Annotated in this window: 21 protein-coding genes; 9 read left to right on the top strand and 12 right to left on the bottom strand. The window is 73.3% G+C overall.

Annotation, left to right across the window (positions count from 1 at the left end):
• Nucleotides 1-2: 2 nt before the first annotated feature.
• From E1293_RS12610 to mshA, 4 genes are all read right to left on the bottom strand, one after another.
• Nucleotides 3-812: an IclR family transcriptional regulator gene (locus E1293_RS12610; RefSeq protein WP_132197210.1), complete on the bottom strand. Its 810-nt coding sequence runs from the start codon at nucleotides 810-812 to the stop codon at nucleotides 3-5.
• Between the two features lie 118 nt (nucleotides 813-930).
• Nucleotides 931-1,731, bottom strand: a complete 801-nt coding sequence (locus E1293_RS12615) for a phosphoglyceromutase (protein ID WP_132197212.1) — start codon at nucleotides 1,729-1,731, stop codon at nucleotides 931-933.
• Between the two features lie 29 nt (nucleotides 1,732-1,760).
• On the bottom strand, nucleotides 1,761-2,252 hold the full coding sequence (locus tag E1293_RS12620; protein WP_132197214.1) for a type III secretion system chaperone family protein: 492 nt from the start codon (nucleotides 2,250-2,252) through the stop codon (nucleotides 1,761-1,763).
• Entirely contained in the window at nucleotides 2,249-3,562 is a 1,314-nt protein-coding gene (gene mshA / locus E1293_RS12625; protein WP_132197216.1) for a D-inositol-3-phosphate glycosyltransferase, read from the bottom strand. Before mshA ends, E1293_RS12620 begins: the two co-directional genes overlap by 4 nt.
• Nucleotides 3,563-3,690: 128 nt before the next feature.
• On the opposite strand from mshA, the gene E1293_RS12630 reads away from it, so the two are divergent.
• Nucleotides 3,691-4,449: an SDR family NAD(P)-dependent oxidoreductase gene (locus E1293_RS12630; RefSeq protein ID WP_132197218.1), complete on the top strand. Its 759-nt coding sequence runs from the start codon at nucleotides 3,691-3,693 to the stop codon at nucleotides 4,447-4,449.
• On the opposite strand, the gene E1293_RS12635 is transcribed toward E1293_RS12630, so the two are convergent.
• Nucleotides 4,437-5,258 carry a class I SAM-dependent methyltransferase gene (locus E1293_RS12635; RefSeq protein WP_132197220.1) on the bottom strand — a complete coding sequence of 274 codons (822 nt, stop codon included), beginning with the start codon at nucleotides 5,256-5,258 and terminating at the stop codon, nucleotides 4,437-4,439. The genes E1293_RS12630 and E1293_RS12635 overlap by 13 nt on opposite strands.
• A 126-nt stretch (nucleotides 5,259-5,384) precedes the next feature.
• On the opposite strand from E1293_RS12635, the gene E1293_RS12640 reads away from it, so the two are divergent.
• The 3 genes from E1293_RS12640 to E1293_RS12650 all read left to right on the top strand — a co-directional run bounded on the left by E1293_RS12640 (nucleotide 5,385) and on the right by E1293_RS12650 (nucleotide 8,379).
• On the top strand, nucleotides 5,385-6,998 hold the full coding sequence (locus E1293_RS12640) for an AMP-binding protein (protein ID WP_132197222.1): 1,614 nt from the start codon (nucleotides 5,385-5,387) through the stop codon (nucleotides 6,996-6,998).
• 55 nt (nucleotides 6,999-7,053) lie between these two features.
• Nucleotides 7,054-7,842: a TIGR03084 family metal-binding protein gene (locus E1293_RS12645; RefSeq protein WP_132197224.1), complete on the top strand. Its 789-nt coding sequence runs from the start codon at nucleotides 7,054-7,056 to the stop codon at nucleotides 7,840-7,842.
• A 63-nt stretch (nucleotides 7,843-7,905) separates the two neighbouring features.
• Nucleotides 7,906-8,379 (top strand): universal stress protein, encoded by a 474-nt coding sequence (locus E1293_RS12650; RefSeq protein WP_132197226.1) that lies wholly within the window; start codon nucleotides 7,906-7,908, stop codon nucleotides 8,377-8,379.
• On the opposite strand, the gene E1293_RS12655 is transcribed toward E1293_RS12650, so the two are convergent.
• Nucleotides 8,376-8,888 (bottom strand): O-acetyl-ADP-ribose deacetylase, encoded by a 513-nt coding sequence (locus E1293_RS12655; protein ID WP_132197228.1) that lies wholly within the window; start codon nucleotides 8,886-8,888, stop codon nucleotides 8,376-8,378. The genes E1293_RS12650 and E1293_RS12655 overlap by 4 nt on opposite strands.
• A 253-nt stretch (nucleotides 8,889-9,141) precedes the next feature.
• Between E1293_RS12655 and E1293_RS12660 the strand changes: the two genes are divergently transcribed.
• Entirely contained in the window at nucleotides 9,142-9,996 is an 855-nt protein-coding gene (locus E1293_RS12660; RefSeq protein WP_132197230.1) for an NAD-dependent epimerase/dehydratase family protein, read from the top strand.
• Nucleotides 9,997-10,041: 45 nt separating this feature from the next.
• On the opposite strand, the gene E1293_RS12665 is transcribed toward E1293_RS12660, so the two are convergent.
• A complete protein-coding gene (locus E1293_RS12665; protein ID WP_132197232.1) occupies nucleotides 10,042-10,806 on the bottom strand; it encodes a dioxygenase family protein in 765 nt (254 codons plus the stop codon).
• Nucleotides 10,807-10,894: 88 nt separating this feature from the next.
• On the opposite strand from E1293_RS12665, the gene E1293_RS12670 reads away from it, so the two are divergent.
• A complete protein-coding gene (locus tag E1293_RS12670) occupies nucleotides 10,895-11,407 on the top strand; it encodes a MarR family winged helix-turn-helix transcriptional regulator (protein ID WP_132197234.1) in 513 nt (170 codons plus the stop codon).
• Here E1293_RS12670 and E1293_RS12675 read toward each other — a convergent pair.
• From E1293_RS12675 to E1293_RS12685, 3 genes are read right to left on the bottom strand one after another with little or no spacing between them, the layout of a single operon-like run.
• A complete protein-coding gene (locus tag E1293_RS12675; protein WP_243716188.1) occupies nucleotides 11,404-12,498 on the bottom strand; it encodes a winged helix DNA-binding domain-containing protein in 1,095 nt (364 codons plus the stop codon). The two genes, E1293_RS12670 and E1293_RS12675, sit on opposite strands and share 4 nt — an antisense overlap.
• A gap of 4 nt (nucleotides 12,499-12,502) precedes the next feature.
• Complete coding sequence (locus tag E1293_RS12680) at nucleotides 12,503-13,141, bottom strand: TetR/AcrR family transcriptional regulator (protein WP_243716189.1); 639 nt, start codon at nucleotides 13,139-13,141, stop codon at nucleotides 12,503-12,505.
• 38 nt (nucleotides 13,142-13,179) lie between these two features.
• Nucleotides 13,180-13,758, bottom strand: coding sequence for a TetR/AcrR family transcriptional regulator (locus tag E1293_RS12685; RefSeq protein ID WP_132197238.1), 579 nt, complete (start codon nucleotides 13,756-13,758; stop codon nucleotides 13,180-13,182).
• An 84-nt stretch (nucleotides 13,759-13,842) separates the two neighbouring features.
• Here E1293_RS12685 and E1293_RS12690 point away from each other — a divergent pair, with 84 nt between their 5' ends.
• A complete protein-coding gene (locus E1293_RS12690) occupies nucleotides 13,843-15,036 on the top strand; it encodes an FAD-dependent monooxygenase (protein WP_132197240.1) in 1,194 nt (397 codons plus the stop codon).
• On the opposite strand, the gene E1293_RS50170 is transcribed toward E1293_RS12690, so the two are convergent.
• Entirely contained in the window at nucleotides 15,030-17,876 is a 2,847-nt protein-coding gene (locus E1293_RS50170) for a helix-turn-helix transcriptional regulator (protein WP_132197242.1), read from the bottom strand. The genes E1293_RS12690 and E1293_RS50170 overlap by 7 nt on opposite strands.
• Nucleotides 17,877-17,981: 105 nt before the next feature.
• Here E1293_RS50170 and E1293_RS12700 point away from each other — a divergent pair, with 105 nt between their 5' ends.
• Nucleotides 17,982-19,424: an MFS transporter gene (locus E1293_RS12700; protein WP_132197244.1), complete on the top strand. Its 1,443-nt coding sequence runs from the start codon at nucleotides 17,982-17,984 to the stop codon at nucleotides 19,422-19,424.
• On the opposite strand, the gene E1293_RS12705 is transcribed toward E1293_RS12700, so the two are convergent.
• Entirely contained in the window at nucleotides 19,407-20,108 is a 702-nt protein-coding gene (locus E1293_RS12705; protein WP_132197246.1) for a CTP synthase C-terminal region-related (seleno)protein, read from the bottom strand. The genes E1293_RS12700 and E1293_RS12705 overlap by 18 nt on opposite strands.
• 76 nt (nucleotides 20,109-20,184) lie before the next feature.
• On the opposite strand from E1293_RS12705, the gene E1293_RS12710 reads away from it, so the two are divergent.
• Nucleotides 20,185-21,054 (top strand): LysR family transcriptional regulator, encoded by an 870-nt coding sequence (locus tag E1293_RS12710; protein ID WP_165978184.1) that lies wholly within the window; start codon nucleotides 20,185-20,187, stop codon nucleotides 21,052-21,054.
• Nucleotides 21,055-21,056 lie beyond the last annotated feature (2 nt).

Raw genomic sequence — 21,056 nt, forward strand, 5'->3', positions numbered from 1 at the left:
CGCTACACCGCCCGCCGGCCGGGGTCGCCGGGACGGTAGTGGCCGCCGAGCTCGCGGGTGAGCTCGCGCGCGGTGTCGATGACGACGCGCAGCTCGGGGGCGTCGTCCGACATCGACAGGGTGTTGTCCGGGCCGATGATGGCGATGGTGGCGCAGATGCCGTACTCGTCGAAGACGGGCGCCGCCACCGCGACGATGCCGGGGGTGCTCATCGCGGCGCAGTGGCCGACGTCGCGGACCCGTTCGACGTCGGCGCGGATCTCCTCGCGCACCGAGCCCGGCAGGTTCGCCAGCAGCCGTTCCATGGACAGCTGGTCGCCGTGGTAGGCCAGGAAGACCTTGCTCTGCGCCGCGTCCAGCGGCAGGTGGCTGCCGACCCGCACGGATACGATGACGGCGGTGGAGGCGTTCTCCTCCACCCGGGAGACCACCGGGCCGGTGAGCCCCCACAGGCTGAGCACCGTACTGGTCCGCGTGGCGCGCGCAAGGGACTGCATATGGCGCGGAGCGAGGTTGACGACGCGGCGGCGGCCGATGGCGAAGGCACCGAGTTGCAGCAGCAGGCCGCCGGGCACGTAGCCGCCGTCGCCGGGGCTGCGTTCGAGCAGCCCGGCCGCGACGAGGGACGTGCAGTAGCGGTACGCCGTGGTGCGGTTGAGGCCGAGCCGCTCGGCGACCTCGCCGGCGGTCAGCTCCGGCGTGGCCGGATCGTACAGCGACAGGATCTGGCTGACCCGGCTCACCGCCTGGATGTCGGCCTGGTCCGCACGGTCCGCGCGGGCGGCGTCCGGCGGCCGCTTCGATCTGGTCACGGAGGCCTCCGCCGGAGGGTGGTCGAGAACCTGACAGCCATGCTCACGATAGGAACAGGGCTGTCAGGCTATCTCAGAAGCCGGACACCCGTGCGGCGGCCAGGGGCCGCCGACGGCGTCACTTCTTGCGGCCCCGCTTGGGCTTGGACGCCGGCTTGGGGGCGACCGGGGCCTTGGCGGCGCCCTGGTTCTTGACGGCCTCGATCGCGGCCTTCGCGGCGGCCGGGTCGAGGTACTCACCGCCTCGCTTGAGCGGGGCGAAGTCGTCGTCGAGTTCGTAGACGAGGGGGATGCCCGTCGGGATGTTGAGGCCGACGATCTGCTCGTCGGAGATGTCGTCCAGGTGCTTGACGAGGCCGCGCAGGGAGTTGCCGTGCGCGGCGACCAGGACGGTCTGGCCGGCGGCCAGGTCGGGGACGATCGCGTCGTACCAGTAGGGCAGGAAGCGGTCGACGACGTCGGCCAGGCACTCCGAGCGCGGGATCAGTTCCGACGGGAGCTCGGCGTAGCGGAGGTCGTTGACCTGCGAGAGGGGGTCGTCGTCCTTGATGGGCGGCGGCGGGGTGTCGTAGGAGCGGCGCCACGTCATGAACTGCTCTTCGCCGTATTCCTCGCGGGTCTGGGCCTTGTTCTTGCCCTGGAGGGCGCCGTAATGGCGCTCGTTGAGCCGCCAGGAGCGCTTGACCGGGATCCAGAGGAGGTCGGCCACGTCCAAGGCGATGTTGGCGGTGCGGATGGCCCGCTTCAGCAGCGAGGTGTGCACCACGTCCGGGGTGATGTCGGCGTCGAGCAGCAGGTCGCCGCCCTTGGTCGCCTCGCCCTCGCCCTTCGCGGACAGGTCGACGTCCACCCAGCCGGTGAACAGCCCTTCCGCGTTCCAGACGCTTTCGCCATGCCGCAGCAATACCAGGGTCGCCATGGCACCAGAGCCTATCGGCCCCGGACGGGTCACTCGCGGTTGGCCGGGTCCGCGAAGGAGGCGAAGGCCTGGAGGTTGGCGAGGCTCTCGCCGCGCTTGACGCGCCAGTCCCATTCGCGCTGGATGGACGACTTGAACCCGCGCTCCAGGGCCTTGTCGAAGTTCTCGTCGGAGTAGGTGAGGACGCAGCCGAGGAGGCGGTCGATCTCGTCCGGGGAGACGGACTCGAGCGGGACCTTGCCGACGAGGTGGACGTCGCCGACGTCGTCCAGGGCGAACGCCACCCCGTACATGCGGCCGTTCTTCTCCAGGAGGAACCGGTAGAAGTCGGCGTGGTTCTCGTCGGGGCGGCGGCAGAAGAACGCCTCGACGTGCAGGGAGTGGTCGCCGACGATCAGCCAGGTCATGGTGGCGAGCTTGTGCTGCCCGGGGAGTTTGACGAAGAACGCGTTCTCGCGCGGCTCGTCGAACTCCAGCTCGGCGGCCTTCAGCGTCTCCCTGATGGTCTCGGCAAGGCTCACGCGGTGACCTCCGCAGCGGTCGGCATGGACGTCGGCATGGACACCGCACCGGTGTACACGGCACCGGTATACACGTCGAGGAGCCGGTCGACGGTGGCGTCCCAGCCGAAGGCGTCCGCGTGTCGGACGGCGCCGCGGGCGAGGCGGGCGTGCAGGGCGGGTTCCGCTTGCAGGCGGCGCAGGACGGCGGCGTAGTCGGCGGGGTCGTGGCCGGAGACCAGGATGCCCGAGTCGCCGTCCGCGACGGCGGTGCAGAGGCCGCCGACGCGGGACGCGACGACAGGCGTCCCGCAGGCTTGGGACTCGACGGCGACCAGGCCGAACGACTCGCTGTGGGACGGGACGACCGTGACGTCCGCGGCCCGGTACCAGTCGGCCAGCTCGTCCTGCGGTGCGGGCGGCTCGAAGCGCATGACGTCGGAGATGCCCAGCTGGGCGGCGAGGAGCTGCAGGCCCTCGGGGCGGCACAGGCCGGAGCCGCTGGGGCCGCCGACGACGGCGACGACGAGCTTGGAGCGCAGCGCCGGGTCGTCCGCGAGCATGCGGGCGACGGCGCGCAGCAGGACGTCGGGGGCCTTGAGCGGCTGGATGCGGCCGACGAACAGCAGCACGTAGGCGTCGCGGGGCAGGCCGAGGCGGCTGCGGGCGGGGCCCGTCCGGTGCGGGACGAGACCGGGCTCGGGGCGGAATCGCGACAGGTCGACGCCGGGGCTGACGGCCGTGACCCGCGCCGGGTCGGCGTCGTAGAGGCCGGCGAGTTCGCGGGCCTCCTTGCCGGTGTTGGCGACGAGCCGGTCGGCCGACGCCACGACCTGCTCCTCGCCGAGGACGCGTTCGGCGGGCTCCGGCTTGTCGTCGTCGGCGAGGGCCGCGTTCTTCACCTTCGCCATCGTGTGCATCGAGTGGACGAGCGGGACGCCCCACCGCTGCTTCACCGCCCAGCCGGCCTGCCCGGACAGCCAGTAGTGCGTGTGCAGGAGGTCGTAGTGGCCGGGGTCGTGGGCGGCCTCGGCGCGAAGCACGCCGGACGTGAAACCGCAGAGGTGCCGGGAGAGCTCGGCCTTGTCGAGTTCCTCGAACGGCCCCGCGACGACGTTGCGGACGAGGACACCGGGGGCGAGCTCGACGACGGGGGGCAGGGCCCGGGAGGTGGCGCGGGTGAAGATGTCCACCTCGACGCCCCTGGCGGCGAGCCGCTTCGCGACCTCGACGATGTAGACGTTCATGCCGCCCGCGTCGCCGGTACCCGGTTGATCAAGAGGGGAAGTATGAACACTGATCGTCGCAACCCGGTTGATACGACGCGACACCGGACACCACCTCCGGTAGTGCAACCTATCGACCGCGTTAGGTGTTCCCCCGGCTAGGGGGACAATCGTGACGTCCCGCCACAGTGACCGACCTCACCGGCCCCGCCCCCGTCTGGGATGGTGGACGCATGCGTAAGACCGCGATAGTGACCGGAGCAAGCAGCGGGATCGGGGCGGCCACGGCGAAGCGCCTGGCCGCGGAGGGGTTCAACGTCGTGCTCGCGGCGCGGCGCCTCGACCGCCTCGACGCCCTCGCCAAGGAGATCGCCGACGAGGTGCCGGGCGCCGGCAAGGTGGCGCCGGTCGCGCTGGACGTGACGTCGCAGGAGTCGGTGGACGCGCTCGCCGCGGCGGTCGACGGCTGCCACGTGCTGGTCAACAACGCGGGCGGCGCGCTCGGCCTGGACAGCGTCGCGACCGCGGACCTCGCCGACTGGCGGTCGATGTACGAGACGAACGTGCTGGGCCTCGTCCGGGTCACCAAGGCGGTCCTGCCGAAGCTGATCGAGAGCGGGGCCGGGCACGTCGTCAACATCACCTCCCTCGCCGCGCACGTCCCGTACGAGGGCGGCGGCGGGTACAACGCGGCCAAGCACGCCGCCTTCGCGGTCAACGACGTGATGCGGCTCGAACTGGTCGCCGAGCCGGTGCGGATCACGGAGGTCGCGCCGGGGCTGGTGAAGACGGAGGAGTTCTCGCTGGTCCGGTTCCGCGGGGACGAGGAGAAGGCCGCCAAGCCGTACCAGGGCGTCCCCGAGCCGCTGGTCGCCGAGGACGTCGCCGACTGCGTCGCCTGGGCCGTCACCCGTCCGCCGCACGTCAACATCGACCGGATCGACGTCCAGCCGCGCGTCCAGGCCGCCCCCTACAAGCTTCACCGGGAGTAGGGCGCGACCGCGCTCCAGGGCAGTGTCACCTCACCGAGCCGCCAGCGGTTTCGTCCACCGTATGGAGGACGTGCCAGGACGGGATGGGTCCGCGCCAACAGGGACACGGCCTCGACCCAGCGCGCGCGGGGGCCGAACGCCGAATGCGGGGCGGCCGTAGCCCAGCACCGGTCGAATGCGGTCAGCACCTCGTGGATGGGTTCGCCCTGCACGTTCCGGTGGATCAGCGTCTTCGGGAGACGTTCGGCCAGAACCGACGGACGTTCGAGGGTGCGCACATGGGCGGCGAAGGTAATCGTCTGCGGACCGTCCTTGGTGAGGGTGACCCAGACGGCGCGACGTCCGATCTCGTCGCACGTCCCCTCTACTAGGACGCCCGCAGGGGCCAGGCGCTCGCGCAGGTCGTCCCAGGCGTCCCAGGCGGCGGGCTCGTCGTACTGGCGCAGGACGTTCAGCGCCCTCACCAGGACGGGCGGACGCGGCACCGGCAGCTCGAACCCGCCGCGCCGGAACGTCAGCCCTTCGTGCGGGCCGGTCGCGTCCAGGAGGGCGAGGCCGGCGGCGACCCGCGCGGGCTCGATCTCGATGCCGGCGACCTCCAGGCGCGGCGAGACCGCGCGGAGCCGCGAATACAGCTCGAACGTGGTGACCGGGGACGCGCCGTAGCCGAGATCGACGGCCAGCGGGCGGGCGTCCGACCGCAGCGCGCCGGCCTGGGTGGCGGCGATCCAGCGGTCGATCCGGCGCAGCCGGTTGGGGGCGGTGGTGCCGCGGGTCGCCTCCCCCCGCGGCTTGGGTGCTGGGGGCACGGGGCAATTGTTCCTTGTCGCCCGCTATGCCTCGTACGCCCAGCGAACCCGCGGCGAACCCCACCGAATAGGATTCGGTAAGCCATCGGTTACCGTGCTGCCGACGCCGACACCCGAGGAGTGCCGATGCTCGACCTGGCGACCCTGCACGAGGCCATCGCCGCCGCGATCCCCGACCGCGAGTGCCTGGTCTGGCGCGACCGCCGGATGACCTGGCGCGAAATCACCGACCGGACGCGGCGGCTGGCGAACGTCCTGCACGCGCACGGCCTCGGCCTGCGCGGCGCCGGCGAGCACGGCACGGCGTCCGCGCCCTGGGAGTCGCCGCACGACCACCTCGCGCTCTACCTGCACAACGGGCCCGAGTACCTGGAGGGCCTCGTCGGCGCGCACAAGGCCCGGGTCGCGCCGTTCAACGTCAACTACCGGTACGTGGACGACGAGCTGGCCCAGCTGTTCGGCGACGCCCGCCCGGCCGCCGTCCTCTACCACGCACGGTTCGCCGACGTCATCGGGCGCGTGGCCGAGCGCCTCGGCACCCGCCCGCTCCTCCTCCAGGTGGCGGACGATTCGGGCGCCGCGCTCCTGCCGGGCGCGCTCGACTACGAGGACGCGCTCGCCAAGGCGTCCACCGACCCGCTCCCCGACCGCCCGGACGCCCACGACCTGCACATCCTCTACACGGGCGGCACGACGGGGATGCCGAAGGGCACGCTGTGGCGGATCGGCGACCTGATGCTGGGGCCGCTCGGCATGCGGCGCCGCGACGGCGGCCCGGTCACCGACCTCGGCGAAGCCGTCGAGCGGGCCGTGGCGAGCGACGTCCGGGTGCTGGTCGGCCCGCCGCTCATGCACGGCGGCGGCACGTGGTCGGCGCTCGGCGGCTGGTGCGGCGGCGCCTGCGTCGTGTTCCCCGACCGGACGGACGGCCTCGACGCCGCCGACCTGATGGCCACGGCCGAGCGCGAGCGCGTCACCCGGATGCCGATGGTCGGGGACGCGTTCGCCCGCCCGATCGTCCAGGCGCTGGAGGCGCGACCCCACGACCTGGCCTCCCTCCGGACGATCATCAACTCCGCCGCCGGCATCAGCCCCGGCGTCAAGGAACGCCTCCTGGAACTCCTCCCCCACACCCGGCTCGTGGACGTCCTGGGCTCGTCCGAGACGGGGTTCCAGGTCACCCGCAGCGGCGCGGCCGCGCGGACGTTCGCGATGGCGGCGGGCACGGCGGTGCTCAGCGCCGACCGGTCCCGGCGGCTCGCGCCCGGCGAGGACGAGCTGGGCTGGCTGGCCAAGGGCGGCTCGATCCCGCTCGCCTACCTCGGCGACCCGGCGAAGACCGCGTCGACGTTCCTCACCGTGGACGGCGAGCGCCTCGTCGTGGCGGGCGACCGGGCGCGGCTCCTCGCCGACGGCACCGTCGAGGTGCACGGGCGCGAGGCCACCACGATCAACACCGGCGGCGAGAAGGTGTTCGCGGAGGAGGTCGAGACCGTCCTGCGCGGCCTGCCCGGCGTCACGGACGCGCTGGTCGTCGGCCGTCCGAGCGAGCGCTGGGGCACCGAGATCGTCGCGGTGGTCAGCCCGGCGGGCGCCCCGTCCGACGACGACCTGCGCGCCGGCTGCGCCGCGCACCTCGCCCGCTACAAGATCCCCAAGGCGTTCGTCCGGACCGGCCACGGCCTGCGGCTGCCCAACGGCAAGGCCGACTACGCGGCCGCCCGCGCGCTCCTCGACTGAACGAAATTCCGTTCGGCCCTGTACCGGCGCCCCCGCGGCGCGAGATCCTGGCGGGATGCCGGATTTGCACAGCCTGCTCGCCGACCTGGCCGCCGAGGGCGACTCCGCCGACGCCCTGGTCGCCCCGCTGCCCGCCGGCCGCTGGGCGGACCCGACGCCCGCCGAGGGCTGGACGATCGCGCACCAGATCGCCCACCTCGCCTGGACCGACGGCCAGGCGGTCAGCGCGGCCACCGACCCGGCCGCGTTCGCGATCATGGTCGAGGAGGCCGCCGCGAATTCGGGCGGCTACGTCGAGGCCGGCGCGCAGGCCGGCACCGCGGAGGACCCCGCCCACCTCCTGGACCGCTGGCGCGACGGGCGCCGCCGCATGGTGGACGCCCTCACCGGCGTCGAGCCCGGCACGCGCCTCCCCTGGTTCGGCCCGCCGATGGGCGTCGCGTCCATGGCGACCGCGCGCCTGATGGAGACCTGGGCCCACGGCGAGGACATCGCCGACGCCCTCGGTGTCCGGCGCGAGCCGACCCACCGCCTCCGGCATGTCGCGCACATCGGCGTCCGCACCCGCGACTTCGCGTTCCGCAACCGCGGCCTGGAACCGCCCGCCGAGGAGTTCCGCGTCGCCCTGCGGGCCCCGGACGGAGACGAATGGACGTGGGGCCCGCCGGACGCCCGCCAGTCGGTGACCGGCCCCGCCCTCGACTTCTGCCATGCCGTCACCCAGCGCCGCCACCGCGCCGACCTGGCCCTCACCGCCACCGGTCCCGACGCCGGCCGGTGGCTGGACGTCGCGCAGGCGTTCGCCGGTCCGCCCGGCCCCGGCCGCGCCCCGTCGCACGCGTGAGAGTTTCACCACTACCGGGCCCGGTCGCGTTCGCCGCGGCCCGATCTTGGACATGTCTCAGGCATGACAGTTCTCATCGCTTATGACGGTTCTGACGACGCCCAGGCGGCGGTGGAGTACGTGGCGGCGCACCTGCGGGCCGAGCCGACCGTGATCATGACGGTGTGGGAGCCGCTCCTGCTGCAGATGTCCTGGGCCCCGCTCGCCGCGGCCGCGCCGGTCGCCGCGGAGCCGCAGCCCGGCGACCAGTGGGAAGAGGAGAAGCAGGCCGAGCGGCTCGCGCAGCAGGGCGCCGACCTGGCCGGCAAGGGCGGGCTGACGGACGTGAGCACCCGCGCCGAACGCGGCGGCGGGCCCGTGTGGGCCGCCATCGTGGACGTCGCGGACGAGCTGGACGCGTCCCTGATCGTGACCGGTTCGCGCGGACTTGCGGGCGCCCGTTCGGTCATCCTGGGCAGCGTCTCGACCCGCGTGCTGCACCACGCCAAGCGGCCCGTCCTCGTGGTACCGCCGAAGCAGGAGGAGAAGGACGGCTAGGGCATGCCGACGGCGCGTTCGAAGGCGCTGTAGGCGTCCGCGGTGAACAGGACGAAGCGGGCGTCGGTCACTTTGGTCGGGGTGGAGCGGACGGTGCCCACGGCGATGCGGGCGGCGTCGTCCATGGGCCAGCCGTAGATGCCGGCGGACACGGCGGGGAAGGCGATCGAGTCGACGCCCAGCTCGTCCGCCACGCGGAGGGCCTCGCGGTAGCAGGAGACGAGCTGGTGGGAGCGGTCATCGGACGAGGAGTACACCGGCCCGACGGTATGGATCACCCATTCGGCGGGCAGCCGGCCGGCCGTCGTCGCCACCGCCTGCCCGGTCGGCAGGCCGCCGCCGTACTGGGACGCGCGCAGCCGGCGGCAGTCGTCCAGGACCTCGGGGCCGCCCTTGCGGTGGATCGCGCCGTCCACGCCGCCCCCTCCCAGCAGCGAGGAGTTGGCGGCGTTCACGACCGCGCCGACCTTCTGCTCGGTGATGTCCCCCCGGACAAGAGTGATCTTCATCTGCGCCGTTCCTCCACGGTGGCCGAACCCCATCAGAAGAGAAGAATTCTCCCCCGCGGTGGATGCGAAACGCGTTTGGGCGCTTCCCGGCGGTACGCTCATGGCGGACGGGCCACCCGGGGGCGGCGGGGCCCGGCCGACTTCGTCCGGCCGGACGCAGGGGGGTGTCCATGCGGAACGCCGGGCGTGACCACTGCACACAGACACCACAGCAGACGATGCACAATGGCGTGACAGTCGCGGAGGTACCCCCTTGAAGATTCTCCTCGCCGGAGCGACCGGAGTCGTCGGCCGCCGGCTGATCCCGCTGCTCGTCCAGGCGGGCCACGAGGTCGCAGGGACGACACGCCGACCCGAACGCGCCGGTATGCTGCGCGGCCTCGGCGCCGCGCCGGTGGTCGTGGATGTGTTCGACGCCGCCGCGGTGCGGAGCGCCGTGGCCGCCGAACGCCCCGACGCCGTGATCCATCAGCTCACCGATCTCAGCGACGAGGACTTCGAGGCCAACTCGCAGCTGCGGATCGAGGGCACCCGGAACCTGGTCGAGGCCGCCAAGGCCGCGGGCGTCGAGACGATGATCGCGCAGAGCATCGCCTGGCTGTACGTCCCGGGCGACGCCGCGGCCACCGAGGCCGACCCGCTCGACGCGCACCTGCCCCCGTACGCGGGCATCGCGGCGCTGGAGAACGCGGTCGCCGAGATGCCGCGCGGCGTCGTCCTGCGCTACGGGGCGCTGTACGGGCCCGGCACGTGGTACGCGCCGGACGGCGCGATCGCCGAGCGGGTGCGCGCGGGCAGCCTGCGCCTCGCACCGGCCTGGACGTCGTTCGTGCACGCCGACGACGCGGCGTCGGCCGCGCTCGCGGCGCTCGACTGGCCCGCCGGGGCGGTCAACGTCGTCGACGACGATCCGGCCACCACGGCCGACTGGCTGCCCGTCTACGGCGCGGCGCTCGGCGCGCCCACGCCGGGCAACGCCGGGAAGCACGCGGCCGCGACGGGCCGCGCGGTCTCCAACGCGAAGGCGCTGAGCCTGGGCTGGAAGCCGCAGGTCGCGTCCTGGCGCACCGGCTTCGCGCAGATGGACGCGCCCGCCCGCACCGACTGACCCTGACCGGCCGGTCTCGACCGCCCGGCCCGGCCCGGCGGCCGGTCAGCCGAACTGGAACGAGCGCTTCGCCAGCCCGAGCCAGTAGCCGTCGATGACCGACCGCCGCCGCGACGGGTCGTCGGCGTCGGCGCCGAGCGCCATGAACAGCGGCGCGAAGTGCTCCGTCCGCGGGTGCGCGACGCGCGCGGCGGGGGCCTTCGCGCGGAAGTCGAGCAGGGCGTCGATGTCGCCGCCCCGCACGGCCCGGTCCGTCCACTCGTCGAACTCCGCCGACCAGGCGGGCGGCGCGGCGTCCGGGTCCGGCCGCATCTCCCGCAGGTTGTGCGTGGTGAAACCGCTCCCGACGATCAGGACGTCCTTGTCGCGCAGCGGCGCGAGGCTCCGCCCGACCTCGAAGAGCCGCTCCGGTTCCAGGGTGGGCATCGACATCTGCAGCACGGGGACGTCGGCGTCCGGATACATCTCCACGAGCGGGACGTACGCGCCGTGGTCCAGCCCCCGCTCCTCGTCCTGGTGCACGTCCGGGATGAGTTTGCGCACGTCAGCAGCCAGCTCCGGAGCACCGGGCGCGTCATATCGGACGGTGTAGTACCGCTGCGGGAAGCCCCAGAAGTCGTAGATGAGCGGCACCCGGCGGGTCGCGCCGATGCTGAGCGGCGCCTCCTCCCAGTGCGCGGACACCATCAGGATCGCCTCCGGCTTCGGCAGCTCGGCCGACCAGCGGGCCAGCTCGGCGGTCCAGCGGGCGTCGTCGGCCAGCGGCGGCGCGCCGTGGCTGAGGTAGAGGACGGGCATCCGGGTCGTCATGTCGCCTCCCTTACTTGAGGATTCAACCATATCCCATTTCATTGAATCTTCAAATCTTGAGGGTTCAACGTTTGGGTACACTGGCGGTATGACGGAGACGACGGGGGCGGCCGACCTGGAAGCACGGTGGCTCGACGACGACGAGCAGGAGACCTGGCGCGCCTTCCTGTGGACGTCACGCCTGCTCGGCGAGGCCCTCGACCGCCAGCTGCAGCGCGACTCGGGCATGCCGCACACCTACTACATGATCTTGGCGATGCTGTCGGAGGCGCCCGGCCGCGCGCTGACGATGACCGAGCTGGCCGAGATCGTCCACTCGTCCCCGAGCCGCCTGTCGCACGCCGTCAACCGGCTGGAGGAGGCGGGCTGGGTGGCGCGGTGCAAGCACGACTCCGACCGCCGCACCACGATCGCCCGGCTGACCGACGAGGGCTTCGCCGTCCTCGCCGACGCCGCCCCCGGCCACGTCGCCGAGGTCAGGCGCCACCTCTTCGACCCGCTCACCCGCGAGCAGGTGCTGCGGTTCCGCGAAACCCTCCAAGCACTCCTGAGCTCCCTCGACCCCGACCACGAGGCGCCCTGCGCGCGCGGCGAAGGCTAGGCCGCGAACTCGACGATGTGCGACCTCGCCCCGGGGTGGGCGGCGGCGAGCAGGCGCATGGCCTCCTCTTCGAGCGCGGCGCGGGCCGCTTGCGGGACCGGGTCGAACGGGTCGATGCGCAGCGCCGCCTCACCGCGCTTCTTCTCGATCTTCCACATGCCGTGGACGAAGCCGTCCACGAGGAACGTCGCCCGGATGATGCCGTTGACGGTGAAGACGCGCTTGCGGTGCTCCTCGGTGATGATCCGGGACCGGTCGGCGTGGGACAGCAGCAGGTTGTCGAAGTCCGGGACGAAGCGGACGGGCGCCGGCGTCTCGGGATCGGGGCGCGGCGCTTCCGGCAGGTCGTAGAGGGTGCGCCCCTTCTCGTCCTGGAACGTGACGAGCTTCGGCAGGAGCCGCTCGGCGACCTCGCCGAGCCGCGTCAGGCCCGACCACTGCTGGACGTCCTGGACGCTCGCCGGCCCGAACGCACCCAGGTAGCGCAGCACCAGGTCGTCCACGGAAGGGTCGGGGGCGACCGGCCCGAGCCATTTCTCCAGGGTCGTGTGCCGGGCCATCCCGGACGCGCCCCAGATCCCTCGGGGCGGCACCTGGACGAGCGGCAGGCTGAGGCGGACGGCCCAGCCGAGCAACGCCGCGTCGAGGTCGGGCCATCGTTCGGTCAGCAGCGTCCGGAGTTCCTTGTCGGAGCGGGGCTCGTCCTCCAGCCGGGCGCGGGCCCAGGCGACGACGGCCGCAAGGTCGATGCCGTCGAGTTCGGCGGCCCGGCTCTTCAGGTAGTTGTCGAGGAGCGGCTGGGTGAGCGGCCGCAGCGCGCGGGCGTCGCGGGCGCTGACCAGGTGGAGCGTGCCGCGCATCAGCACGATCCGGACCGCCCGGCGCTCGGTCAGCAGCGGCGCGGCCTCGTCGAAGGCGTAGCCGGCGAGCCGGCTCCACAGCCCGATGTGCGGCGGGCCCGGGGCCTGCGCCTGCATGCCGACGAGATGCTCGATCGCGTCCAGCGCGGACATGGCGTGCCGCTCCAGCAGCATCTGCCGGGCCAGCAGGGCCCGGTTCAGCGCCCTCCGGCTCAGCTCGGTTCCAGGCACCGGTTCAGTCTCCATAACGGGTGACCAGCTCCTGCCAGGTGGGAGGCGGGCCGGGGAGTTCCTGCTTGTCGGTCAGGTTCAGGGAGTCGAGCATCAGGGCGAGGTAGCGGTGCTGGAGCCGGTTCATCCGCTCGTCTTCGCCGATCCGGATGCCGTGCAGGTATTCGAGCATGACCGAGATGTCGCCGACCTCGATCTCTGGACGCAGCGCGCCCGCCTCCTTGGTGCGCTGGAGCAGCCGCGTCGTCGCGAGGTGGATCTCCCGGCCCTTGCGGCTCATGTCCTCGGTGACCTCGAAGGTGCCCGCGAGCCGCATGGTGAGGGACCCGGCGCCGATGTCCAGGCAGCGGCGCATGAACGCGGCGAACGCCTCCCACGGGTCGCCGCCGTCGTCGAGTGCGCGCTCCACCTCGGCGAGGTAGCGGTCCATGCCGTCGTCGGCGAGCTTCTGGAGCAGGTCCTCTTTGCTCTTGTAGCGGCGGTAGAGGGCACTGATGCCGACGCCGGCGTGCTCGGCCACCGCGGAGATCGGCGCGCCCGGGTCGGCGGTGAACACCGCCCGGGCCGCCTCCCGGATCAGCTCGTCGTTGCGTGCCGCCTGCGCCTTGCGCCCGCTCATGGGCGCCCGTGCCGTCGTCTCCATGCCCCCATAGTAAGGGAACGAAGAATTCCGTTCTACGTTCACGGGGCGATTCCGGCGGCGACGGTGCGCATCGCCGCGACGAGATCGGGTCCAGAAGGCGCCGTCTGCGGGTCGATCAGCCACTGCGCCGCCATGCCCGCGAGCATCGTCTGATAGTACGCGCCGACCCGCTCGGCGTGCCGGTCTCCGACCGCCTCGGCGCCGGTGCCGAACAGCTCCGCCAGCCCGAGCCGGGCCTGCCGGTTGGCCTCGGCGAACGACGCGCGCAGGTCGGGCGTCCGCTCGATGTGCGCGATGACCTCGAACTGGAGCGCCCACAGCGGGCGCGTGCCGGCGAACGACCCGACGATCCGGTCCCAGATCGCCTCCAGCCGCTCGGCGGCGGGCGCGGCCGGGTCGGTCTCGGCGGCGAGGACGGCGGCGATCCCGTCCCCCCACTCCGTGATCGCGTCGCGGAGCGCCTCCTGCAGCAGCACCTCCTTCGAGCCGAAGTGGTAGCCGATCGCGGCGAGGCTGACACCCGACTCCGCCGCTATGTCGCGCGCCGTCGTGCGCGTGTAGCCCTTGGCGAGCAGGCAGCGCTTGGCACCGGCCAGGAGATCTTCGCGATTGCCCATGGCCCCACCGTAGCGAAGTTCTCGCACGATCGTCTAACACGCATGTCTTGCACAACTGTCTAAGACCGTTGTACCGTCTGCGGCATGAACACGAGCCGCAAGGTCCTGATCTCCGGCGCCGGCATCGCGGGCGTCACCCTCGCCTACTGGCTGACCCGGCACGGCTTCTCCGTGACCGTCGTGGAGCGGGCGGCCGGCATCCGCGACGGCGGCTACAAGGTGGACGTCCGCGGTGCCGCGCTGACGGTCGCCGAGCGCATGGACCTGCTGGAGGAGATCCGCGCCCTGCGCACCGACGTGCGGAGCGGGACGGTCGTGGACGCGTCCGGCCGGCGGGTCGCGAGCATGGACGGCGACACCTTCGGCGGGCGCGTGCACGGCGACGCGGAGATCCTGCGCGGCGACCTGCACCGGCTCCTGTTCGCGCGGACGGAGAACGAGGCCGAGTACCTGTTCGGCGACTCGGTCACCGCGCTCCGCGAGACGTCCGGCGGGGTCGAGGCCGCCTTCGAAAGCGGCGCGACGCGCACATTCGACCTGGTCGTCGGCGCCGACGGGCTCCACTCGGTGACGCGCGAGCTGGTCTTCGGGCCCGAGCGGGAGTTCGTCCGCGACCTCGGGCACCGCATCTCGATCTTCAGCGTGCCGAACCACCTCGAACTGGACCGCGAGGAGGTCACCTACGTCGGTCCCGGCCGCACCGCGCTCGCCTACAGCACCGCACGCGGCGACGCCAAGGCGATGTTCCTCTTCCGTTCCGAGGAGGACGTCCCGCGTGACCGGGCGGGGCGGCTGCAGGCACTGACCGCCGCCTATGAGGGCGAAGGCTGGGAGGTCCCCCGCTTCCTGGAGGCCGCCGGCGAGGCCGCCGACCTCTACTTCGACTCGGTCAGCCAGGTCCACATGGACCGCTGGTCCCGGGGCCGGGTCGTGCTGCTCGGCGACGCGGCGTGCTGCGCGTCCCCCGCGTCCGGCCAGGGGACGAGCCTGGCGCTGGTCGGCGCCTACGTCCTCGCCGGGGAGCTGGCGGCGGCCGGCGGCGACCACCGGGCCGCGTTCGACGCCTACGAGCGGGAGATGCGGCCGTTCGCCGAGCGGAACCAGAAGCTCGGCCCGTCCAACATCAAGCGCATGGTGCTGCGGACCCGCGGCCAGGTCCGCGTCTCGATGGCGATGCTCGGCCTGATGGCGCGGATGCCGGGCCGGGAGCGGATGATGGCGAAGATCATCGCCCCGATCCACGCGGCGGCCAACGCGATCACCCTGAAGAACTACTGACCCACCGGTCCGAACAGGCGCAGGCGGTGCGCGAGCGCCGCCGCCTCCGTCCGGGACGACGCGTCCAGCTTCGCCAGGATGTTGGACACGTGGACGCCGGCCGTCCGGGTGGAGATGAACAGCGTCTCACCGATCTGGCGGTTGCTGCGTCCGTCCGCCACCAGGCGCAGGACCTCGGTCTCGCGCGGCGTCAGGCCCAGCCGGTCGCCGGGTTCGGTGTCCCGCGGTTCCGGTTCGTGCAGCGGAAGGCGGGCCCGGACGGCGAGCAGCTCGACCTCCTTGAGCAGCGGTTTCGCCCCGAGCCTGGACGCGATGCCGGCCGCCTCGCGGCACCGCACCGGATCAAGGGACGCCTCGGCCGCATGCCGCAGCGCGTAGGCCAGCGCGTGGGGACGGTCCAGCTCGCGCCAGGCCGATACCGCGTCGTCCCAGGGCGCGTCGCCCGCTTCGGCGAGAAAGGTCTTCCGCTGGGCGGACTGGACGGGGCCGATCACCGGCAGCCGTCCGGCCAGGTCACGCAGCCCGGCCAGGCGCACGGCGGCGGCCTGCGCCTCCCCCGGGTCGCCGAGTGCGCGTGCGGCGCGCTCGGCCGCCAGCCGTGCGCCGGTCAGCAACACGGGCCATGCGTGGCGCGGGATGCCGGCCAAGCCCGGCTCGGCGAGGACGCCGGCGAGAATCTCGTCCGCGCCGGGGAGGTCGTCCTGCGCGAGAGCCACCTGGCAGCGCAGATCGTGGAGCGGGAGGCGGAACATGCGGCCCCACCTCGACGGGCTCATGATCGCGTGCGCTTCCCCCGCCGCGTCGGCCGCGCCCGTGACGTCTCCCTCCGCGAGGGCGATCAAGCCCAGCCTGGTGTGGGCGAGGGCGCGGAACAGCGGCGGCGGGTCCAGGGCGAGGGCATCTCGCAGCAGGGCGGCGGCCTCCGCCCAGTGCCCGAGGGCGAACAGCGGTTCGGCGACCTTCGTCGCGAGGCCCGCACCCTGGTCGCGGGCGAGACCGGCGCGCCGCGCGACCTCCAGGCCGCGTCGGCCGCATTCGGCGGATTGCTCGTCCAGGCCGAGGCCGTGGAGCGCTTCCGTTTCGGCCATCGCGGCGATGACCGGCAGGACGGCCTCTCCACCGGGAACGGCCTCCCGCGCCCCCGCGAATGCCGCTCGCGCCGCGTCCGGATCGCCGTCGAGCCCGCGGATGGAACCGAGCGTGAGCATCGCCGACGCCCGAACGCGGGCATCGGGTCCGGTCGCGCGTGCTTCGGCCGCCTTTTCTGCCGCCTCCGCCGTGTGCCCCAGCAGGAGCAGCCGGTTGGCGAGCGTGGCGAGGAGCCGTCCGCGAGCGGGTGCTCCGTCCGGGAGCAGCTCGATTCCGGCCCGGAGGTCGGCGATGCCGTCGTCGCCGAGGCGATGCCGCAGCATGCTGCGCAGTTCGAGGAGGGCGGCCGCCCGTTCCGGTACGGGGCCGAGTGCCAGCGCCTCGGTCGCCAGTTCGGCGCCGCGCGCGGCCTCGCCCGCCGGGAGGCACGCTTCGGCGGCATTGTGCAGGACGTCCACACGGTCGGTACCGAGCATGCGTTCGGGCTCCCCGATCCCGTCCCACTGGCGGAGCAGGCGGGTCAGGATGCGCAGCCGCTCCGGATGGGCGTGGACGGAGCGCGCCGCCAGCGCCGCACGCCACAGCGCCTCGAACGCCCGCTCCCGCTCGCCCGCCCGGCACCAGTGCGCCGCCTCCTCGGCCGCGGCCCGCCCGTCCGGAACGAGCCCGGGGTCGTCGTGCAGCGCGGCCCCCGACCGGGCATGCAGGCGGGCCCTCGCGCCCGGCAGCACGTCCTCGTAGATCGCCCGGCGGAGCAGCGCATGCCGGAACGCGTAGCCTCGCTCACCGGTGGGCAGCAGCCCGCGGTCCACGGCCGGACGCAGCGCCGCCTCAAGCGCCGTATCGTCCAGGCCGCTCAGCGCGGCCAGGAGGCCATGCGCCGCCTCGCCACCCCACGCCGACGCGACGGCGGCGGCGTGCAGAACCTCCCGGGAGTCGTCCGGCAAGGCGCGGAAACCGGTCAGGAGCAGGTCGCGCAGCCGGACGGGCGTTCCCCCGCGCGTGCCCGCGTCCGCGAGGGCCTCCGCGAACAGCGGGTTTCCTTCGCTGTGCCGGTGGATCTCCGCGACCTCGTCCGGCTCCGGGTCCCGGCCGAGCCGTCCGGCGACCAGGGCGCCGACGTCCGCGCGGCTCAGCGGGACGGGGTCCAGGGTCTCGACGCGCGGGGAACGCGCCAGGCCCGCGAGCACCGGACGCAGCGGATGCCGCTCGTCCAGGTCGGTCGACCGGTAAGTGCCCAGCACCAGCACGCCCGGCCTGGACAGGTTGTGGACGAGGAAGACAAGCAGCTCACGGCTCGAAGGGTCGGCCCACTGCAGGTCCTCCAGGACGAGCACCAACGGCCCGGTGGGCGCTTCCAGCAGCGTGAGGACGTCCCCGAACAACCGGGCCCGCCCGTAGATCGGGTCTGAGACGCCGTCAGGGGGACCGAGAACCGGCAGCCAGTGCGCCAGGCCGTGCCGTCCACGCCCGGGGAGGAGCCCGGCCGCGTGCTCGGCGCCCAGCTCGCGCACGAGGGCGCGCATCGCGGCGATGAACGGCGCGTACGCGAGGCCGCCGGCGCCCACCTCCAGGCAGTCGCCCCGCACCACCCGCGTCCCGGACGGGAGCCGCGCCGCGAACTCCGCGACCAGCCGGCTCTTCCCGATCCCGGCCTCGCCGCCGATCAGGACCGTGACCGGCCCCGCGCCGCGCGCCCGCGCATGCGCCTCCGACAGCCTGCCCATCTCGGCCGTACGCGCGACGAACACCGGCCCCTCCTGAACATCGGCCTCCGGAATCTGAAGAACCCGGCCCGCCGATCTAGGTATTCCTCTCCATGCGGACGCGGACCGCACGGCGCGAGCGTGGATCCCATGATCTCCGAAGCGCGGAGCAGGCTCGTCCTGCCCGTCATCCTCTCCGCCACGTTCATGGCGTCGTTCGACTACATGGTGGTCAACGTGGCGACCCCGTCCTTCGAGCGCGACCTGCACGCCGGCCCGATCGCCCTGGAACTGGTCATCGCCGGTTACGCCTTCACCTACGCGGGCGGAATGGTGACCGGCGGGCGGCTCGGCGACCTGTTCGGGCACCGCCGCCTGTTCGTCCACGGCATGGCCGCGTTCACGGTGGCGTCGCTGCTGTGCGGGCTGGCGCGGTCGCCGTCCCAGCTCGTCGCCGCCCGGCTGCTCCAGGGGCTGACGGGCGCGGCGATGGTCCCGCAGGTGCTCGCGCTGATCACCGCGTCCCTGCCGGCCTCGGCGCGGACCCGCGCGATGGCCTGGTACGGGGTGGTGCTGGGCGGCGGCGGGGTCGCCGGGCAGGTCCTCGGCGGGCTGCTGCTCCAGGCGGACGTCCTCGGCCTCGGCTGGCGGACGATCTTCCTCGTCAACGTGCCGGTGGGCGCCGCGGCCATCGGCTGCGCGCTCCGCGTCCTGCCCGCCGGGCGCTCGGACCGGCGTCCCCGCCTCGACCCCGTCGGCGCCATCGGCGTCTCCGGCGGTCTCGCGCTCGTCCTCGTCCCGCTCGCCATGGGACGCGCGCAGGGCTGGCCGGCGTGGACGTGGCTCTCGCTCGCCGCGTCCGTCCCCGTCCTGGCCGGGACGCTCGGCTGGGAGCGGCGCCTCACCCGCGCGGGCCGCGACCCGCTGCTCGACCTCGCCCTGTTCCGCGCCCGCTCGTTCAACCTCGGCCTCGCGATCAACATCACGTTCCTGGCCTCGTTCGGGAGCATCAACCTGGTGCTGACCCTGCTCCTCCAGGGCGGCCTCGGGCTGACGCCGTCCCAGGCGGGCCTGGCGTTCGGGCCGATGGCGCTGCTGACGATGGTCGCCTCGCTCTTCGGACGCCGCCTCGTCGAACGGTTCGGGCCGAGGGTCCTCGTCTGCGGGAGCGTCGTCAACGCGGTCGCGGTGCTGTCATTCGCCGTCGAACTGGACGTCCTCGGCGGCGGCGTCACGGCGTGGTGGCTGCTCGTCCCGCTCGGGCTGCTCGGTGCGGGCGGCGGGCTGACGCTGCCGTCCGTGATCGGCGCCGTCCTGTCCGGGATCAGGCCGGCCCAGGCGGGCGCGGCGTCCGGCGTGCTGACGACCGCGCAGCAGTTCTCGGGAGCGGCCGGTGTCGCGGTCCTGGGCGCGGTGTTCTTCGCCTCGCTCGGCGCCCACCCGGACCGGGACGCCTTCGCCGCCGCGGCCGAAACCGCGGTCTGGTCCGACGTCGCGCTGGTCACGGCGACCGTCCTGCTCACACTGCTGTTCCTGCGTCCGGCCGCCGCCGAAGCGGCGCGGCCGGAGCCCGTCCTAGACCGGCGCGTGTGAGGCGCAGGCGGCGGTGAACGCGGCGATGACGGGATGCGGGCGGGTGCCGTCGCCGGCCAGTTCGGGCTGGAAGAGCGTGGCGAAGTAGAACGGGTGGCCGGGGAGTTCCGCGATGCGCACCTGCCCTTCGTCGTCGTGGCCGGTGAACCGCAGGCCGTTCCGCCGGAGGACGTCGACGTACGCCGGGTTCGGGCCGAACGCGCAGTTGAAGCGCTCGATGCTGCGCCTCGTCCCCATGATCTGCTCGGCGAGCGAGCCCGCGGTCACGTTCACCTCCGCCTCGTGCCCGGCGAGCGAGCAGGCCAGCGGCGTGATCACCGCGTCGTCCGCGCCGGTCTCGTTCTCGGCGTGCTCGGCCCGCTCCAGGCCGCAGACATCGCGGGCGAATTCGAGCACCATGTGCTGGAAGCCGCCACAGGTGCCGAGAACGGGGATATCGCCTTTCCTGGCGGAACGGATCGCGGCCACGGCGCCGTCCTCGCTCCGGTAGGGGCTGCCGGGCAGCAGCCACACCCCGTCGAAGCCGGTGAGGCCGTCCCCCACCTCCTCCGTCGAGACCCAGTACGCCTCGACGAGCAGGCCGTCCCGCTCCCGGACGGCCTCCAGGAGGCGCGGTATCCGAACGTGCGACTGGACGCTGGGGGAACGCTCCCCCACGAGCGCGATGCGTGCGGTGAAGGTCATGGCAACGATCCTGGCCCGCCACGACACTTAAGCGCCAACGATGAATTCCGATGCACGCATAAGCAACACTTATCTCGTGGATCCCCACCTGCTGCGCACCTTCGTCACCGTCGTCCGGACGGGGTCGTTCTCCGCCGCCGCCCGCGAACTCGGCTACACGCAGGCCGCCGTCTCGCAGCAGATCGCGTCGCTGGAGAACGACCTCAAGGTCACCCTCCTGCATCGCCGCCCGGTCGGCGCGACGGAGGCAGGGGCACGGCTGCTCGACCATGCGTCGCCGATCCTGCTGCGACTCCAGGCGGCGCGGTCCGAGATCGCCCGGCTGGCCGCGACGCCACGTCTCCGGCTGCGCGCCGGCGCGTCCCCGCTCGCGGCCGTCCACATCGCGGACCCGCTGGCCGAGGCGCGCCGCGCACATCCCCGGCTGGACGCCACCGTCCGCGTCCTGCCGCGCGCCGGCATCGCCGCAGCCGTCGCGACCGGCGAGCTGGACATCGGGCTCGTCGACGGCGCCGCCGCGCCCAGCGACCCGCTGCGGCTCGACGTCCCGGTCACGGCGGTCGCGATCGGCGAGCGCCCGCTCGTCGTGCCGCTCCCGTTCACGCACCCGCTCGCGTCCCGCTCCGGTCTCGACCTCCACGATCTCGCGGACGCGCTCTGGGTCGACGTCCCGGACGTGGTCGTCCCCATGGCGTCCCTCCGGCGGGCCACGGGCAGGCGCGACGGGTTCCGCACGCCCCTCACCTGCGAGGGCGGCGACCCCGGCCTCCTCGCCGCCCTGCTGGCCGCCGGGCACGGCCTGGCCGTCGTCCCCGCCGGCGTGGCCCTGCACCCGGGCCTGGTCGAGGTCCCCGTCCGCGAGCCCCGGATCGTCCACCGAACCGAACTCCTCCACCTCCGCACCCCCGGCCCCGCGACCGCGACGTTCATAGACGCACTCCCCTGACC

Source organism: Actinomadura darangshiensis (genome assembly GCF_004349235.1).
Classification (GTDB): Bacteria; Actinomycetota; Actinomycetes; order Streptosporangiales; family Streptosporangiaceae; genus Spirillospora; species Spirillospora darangshiensis.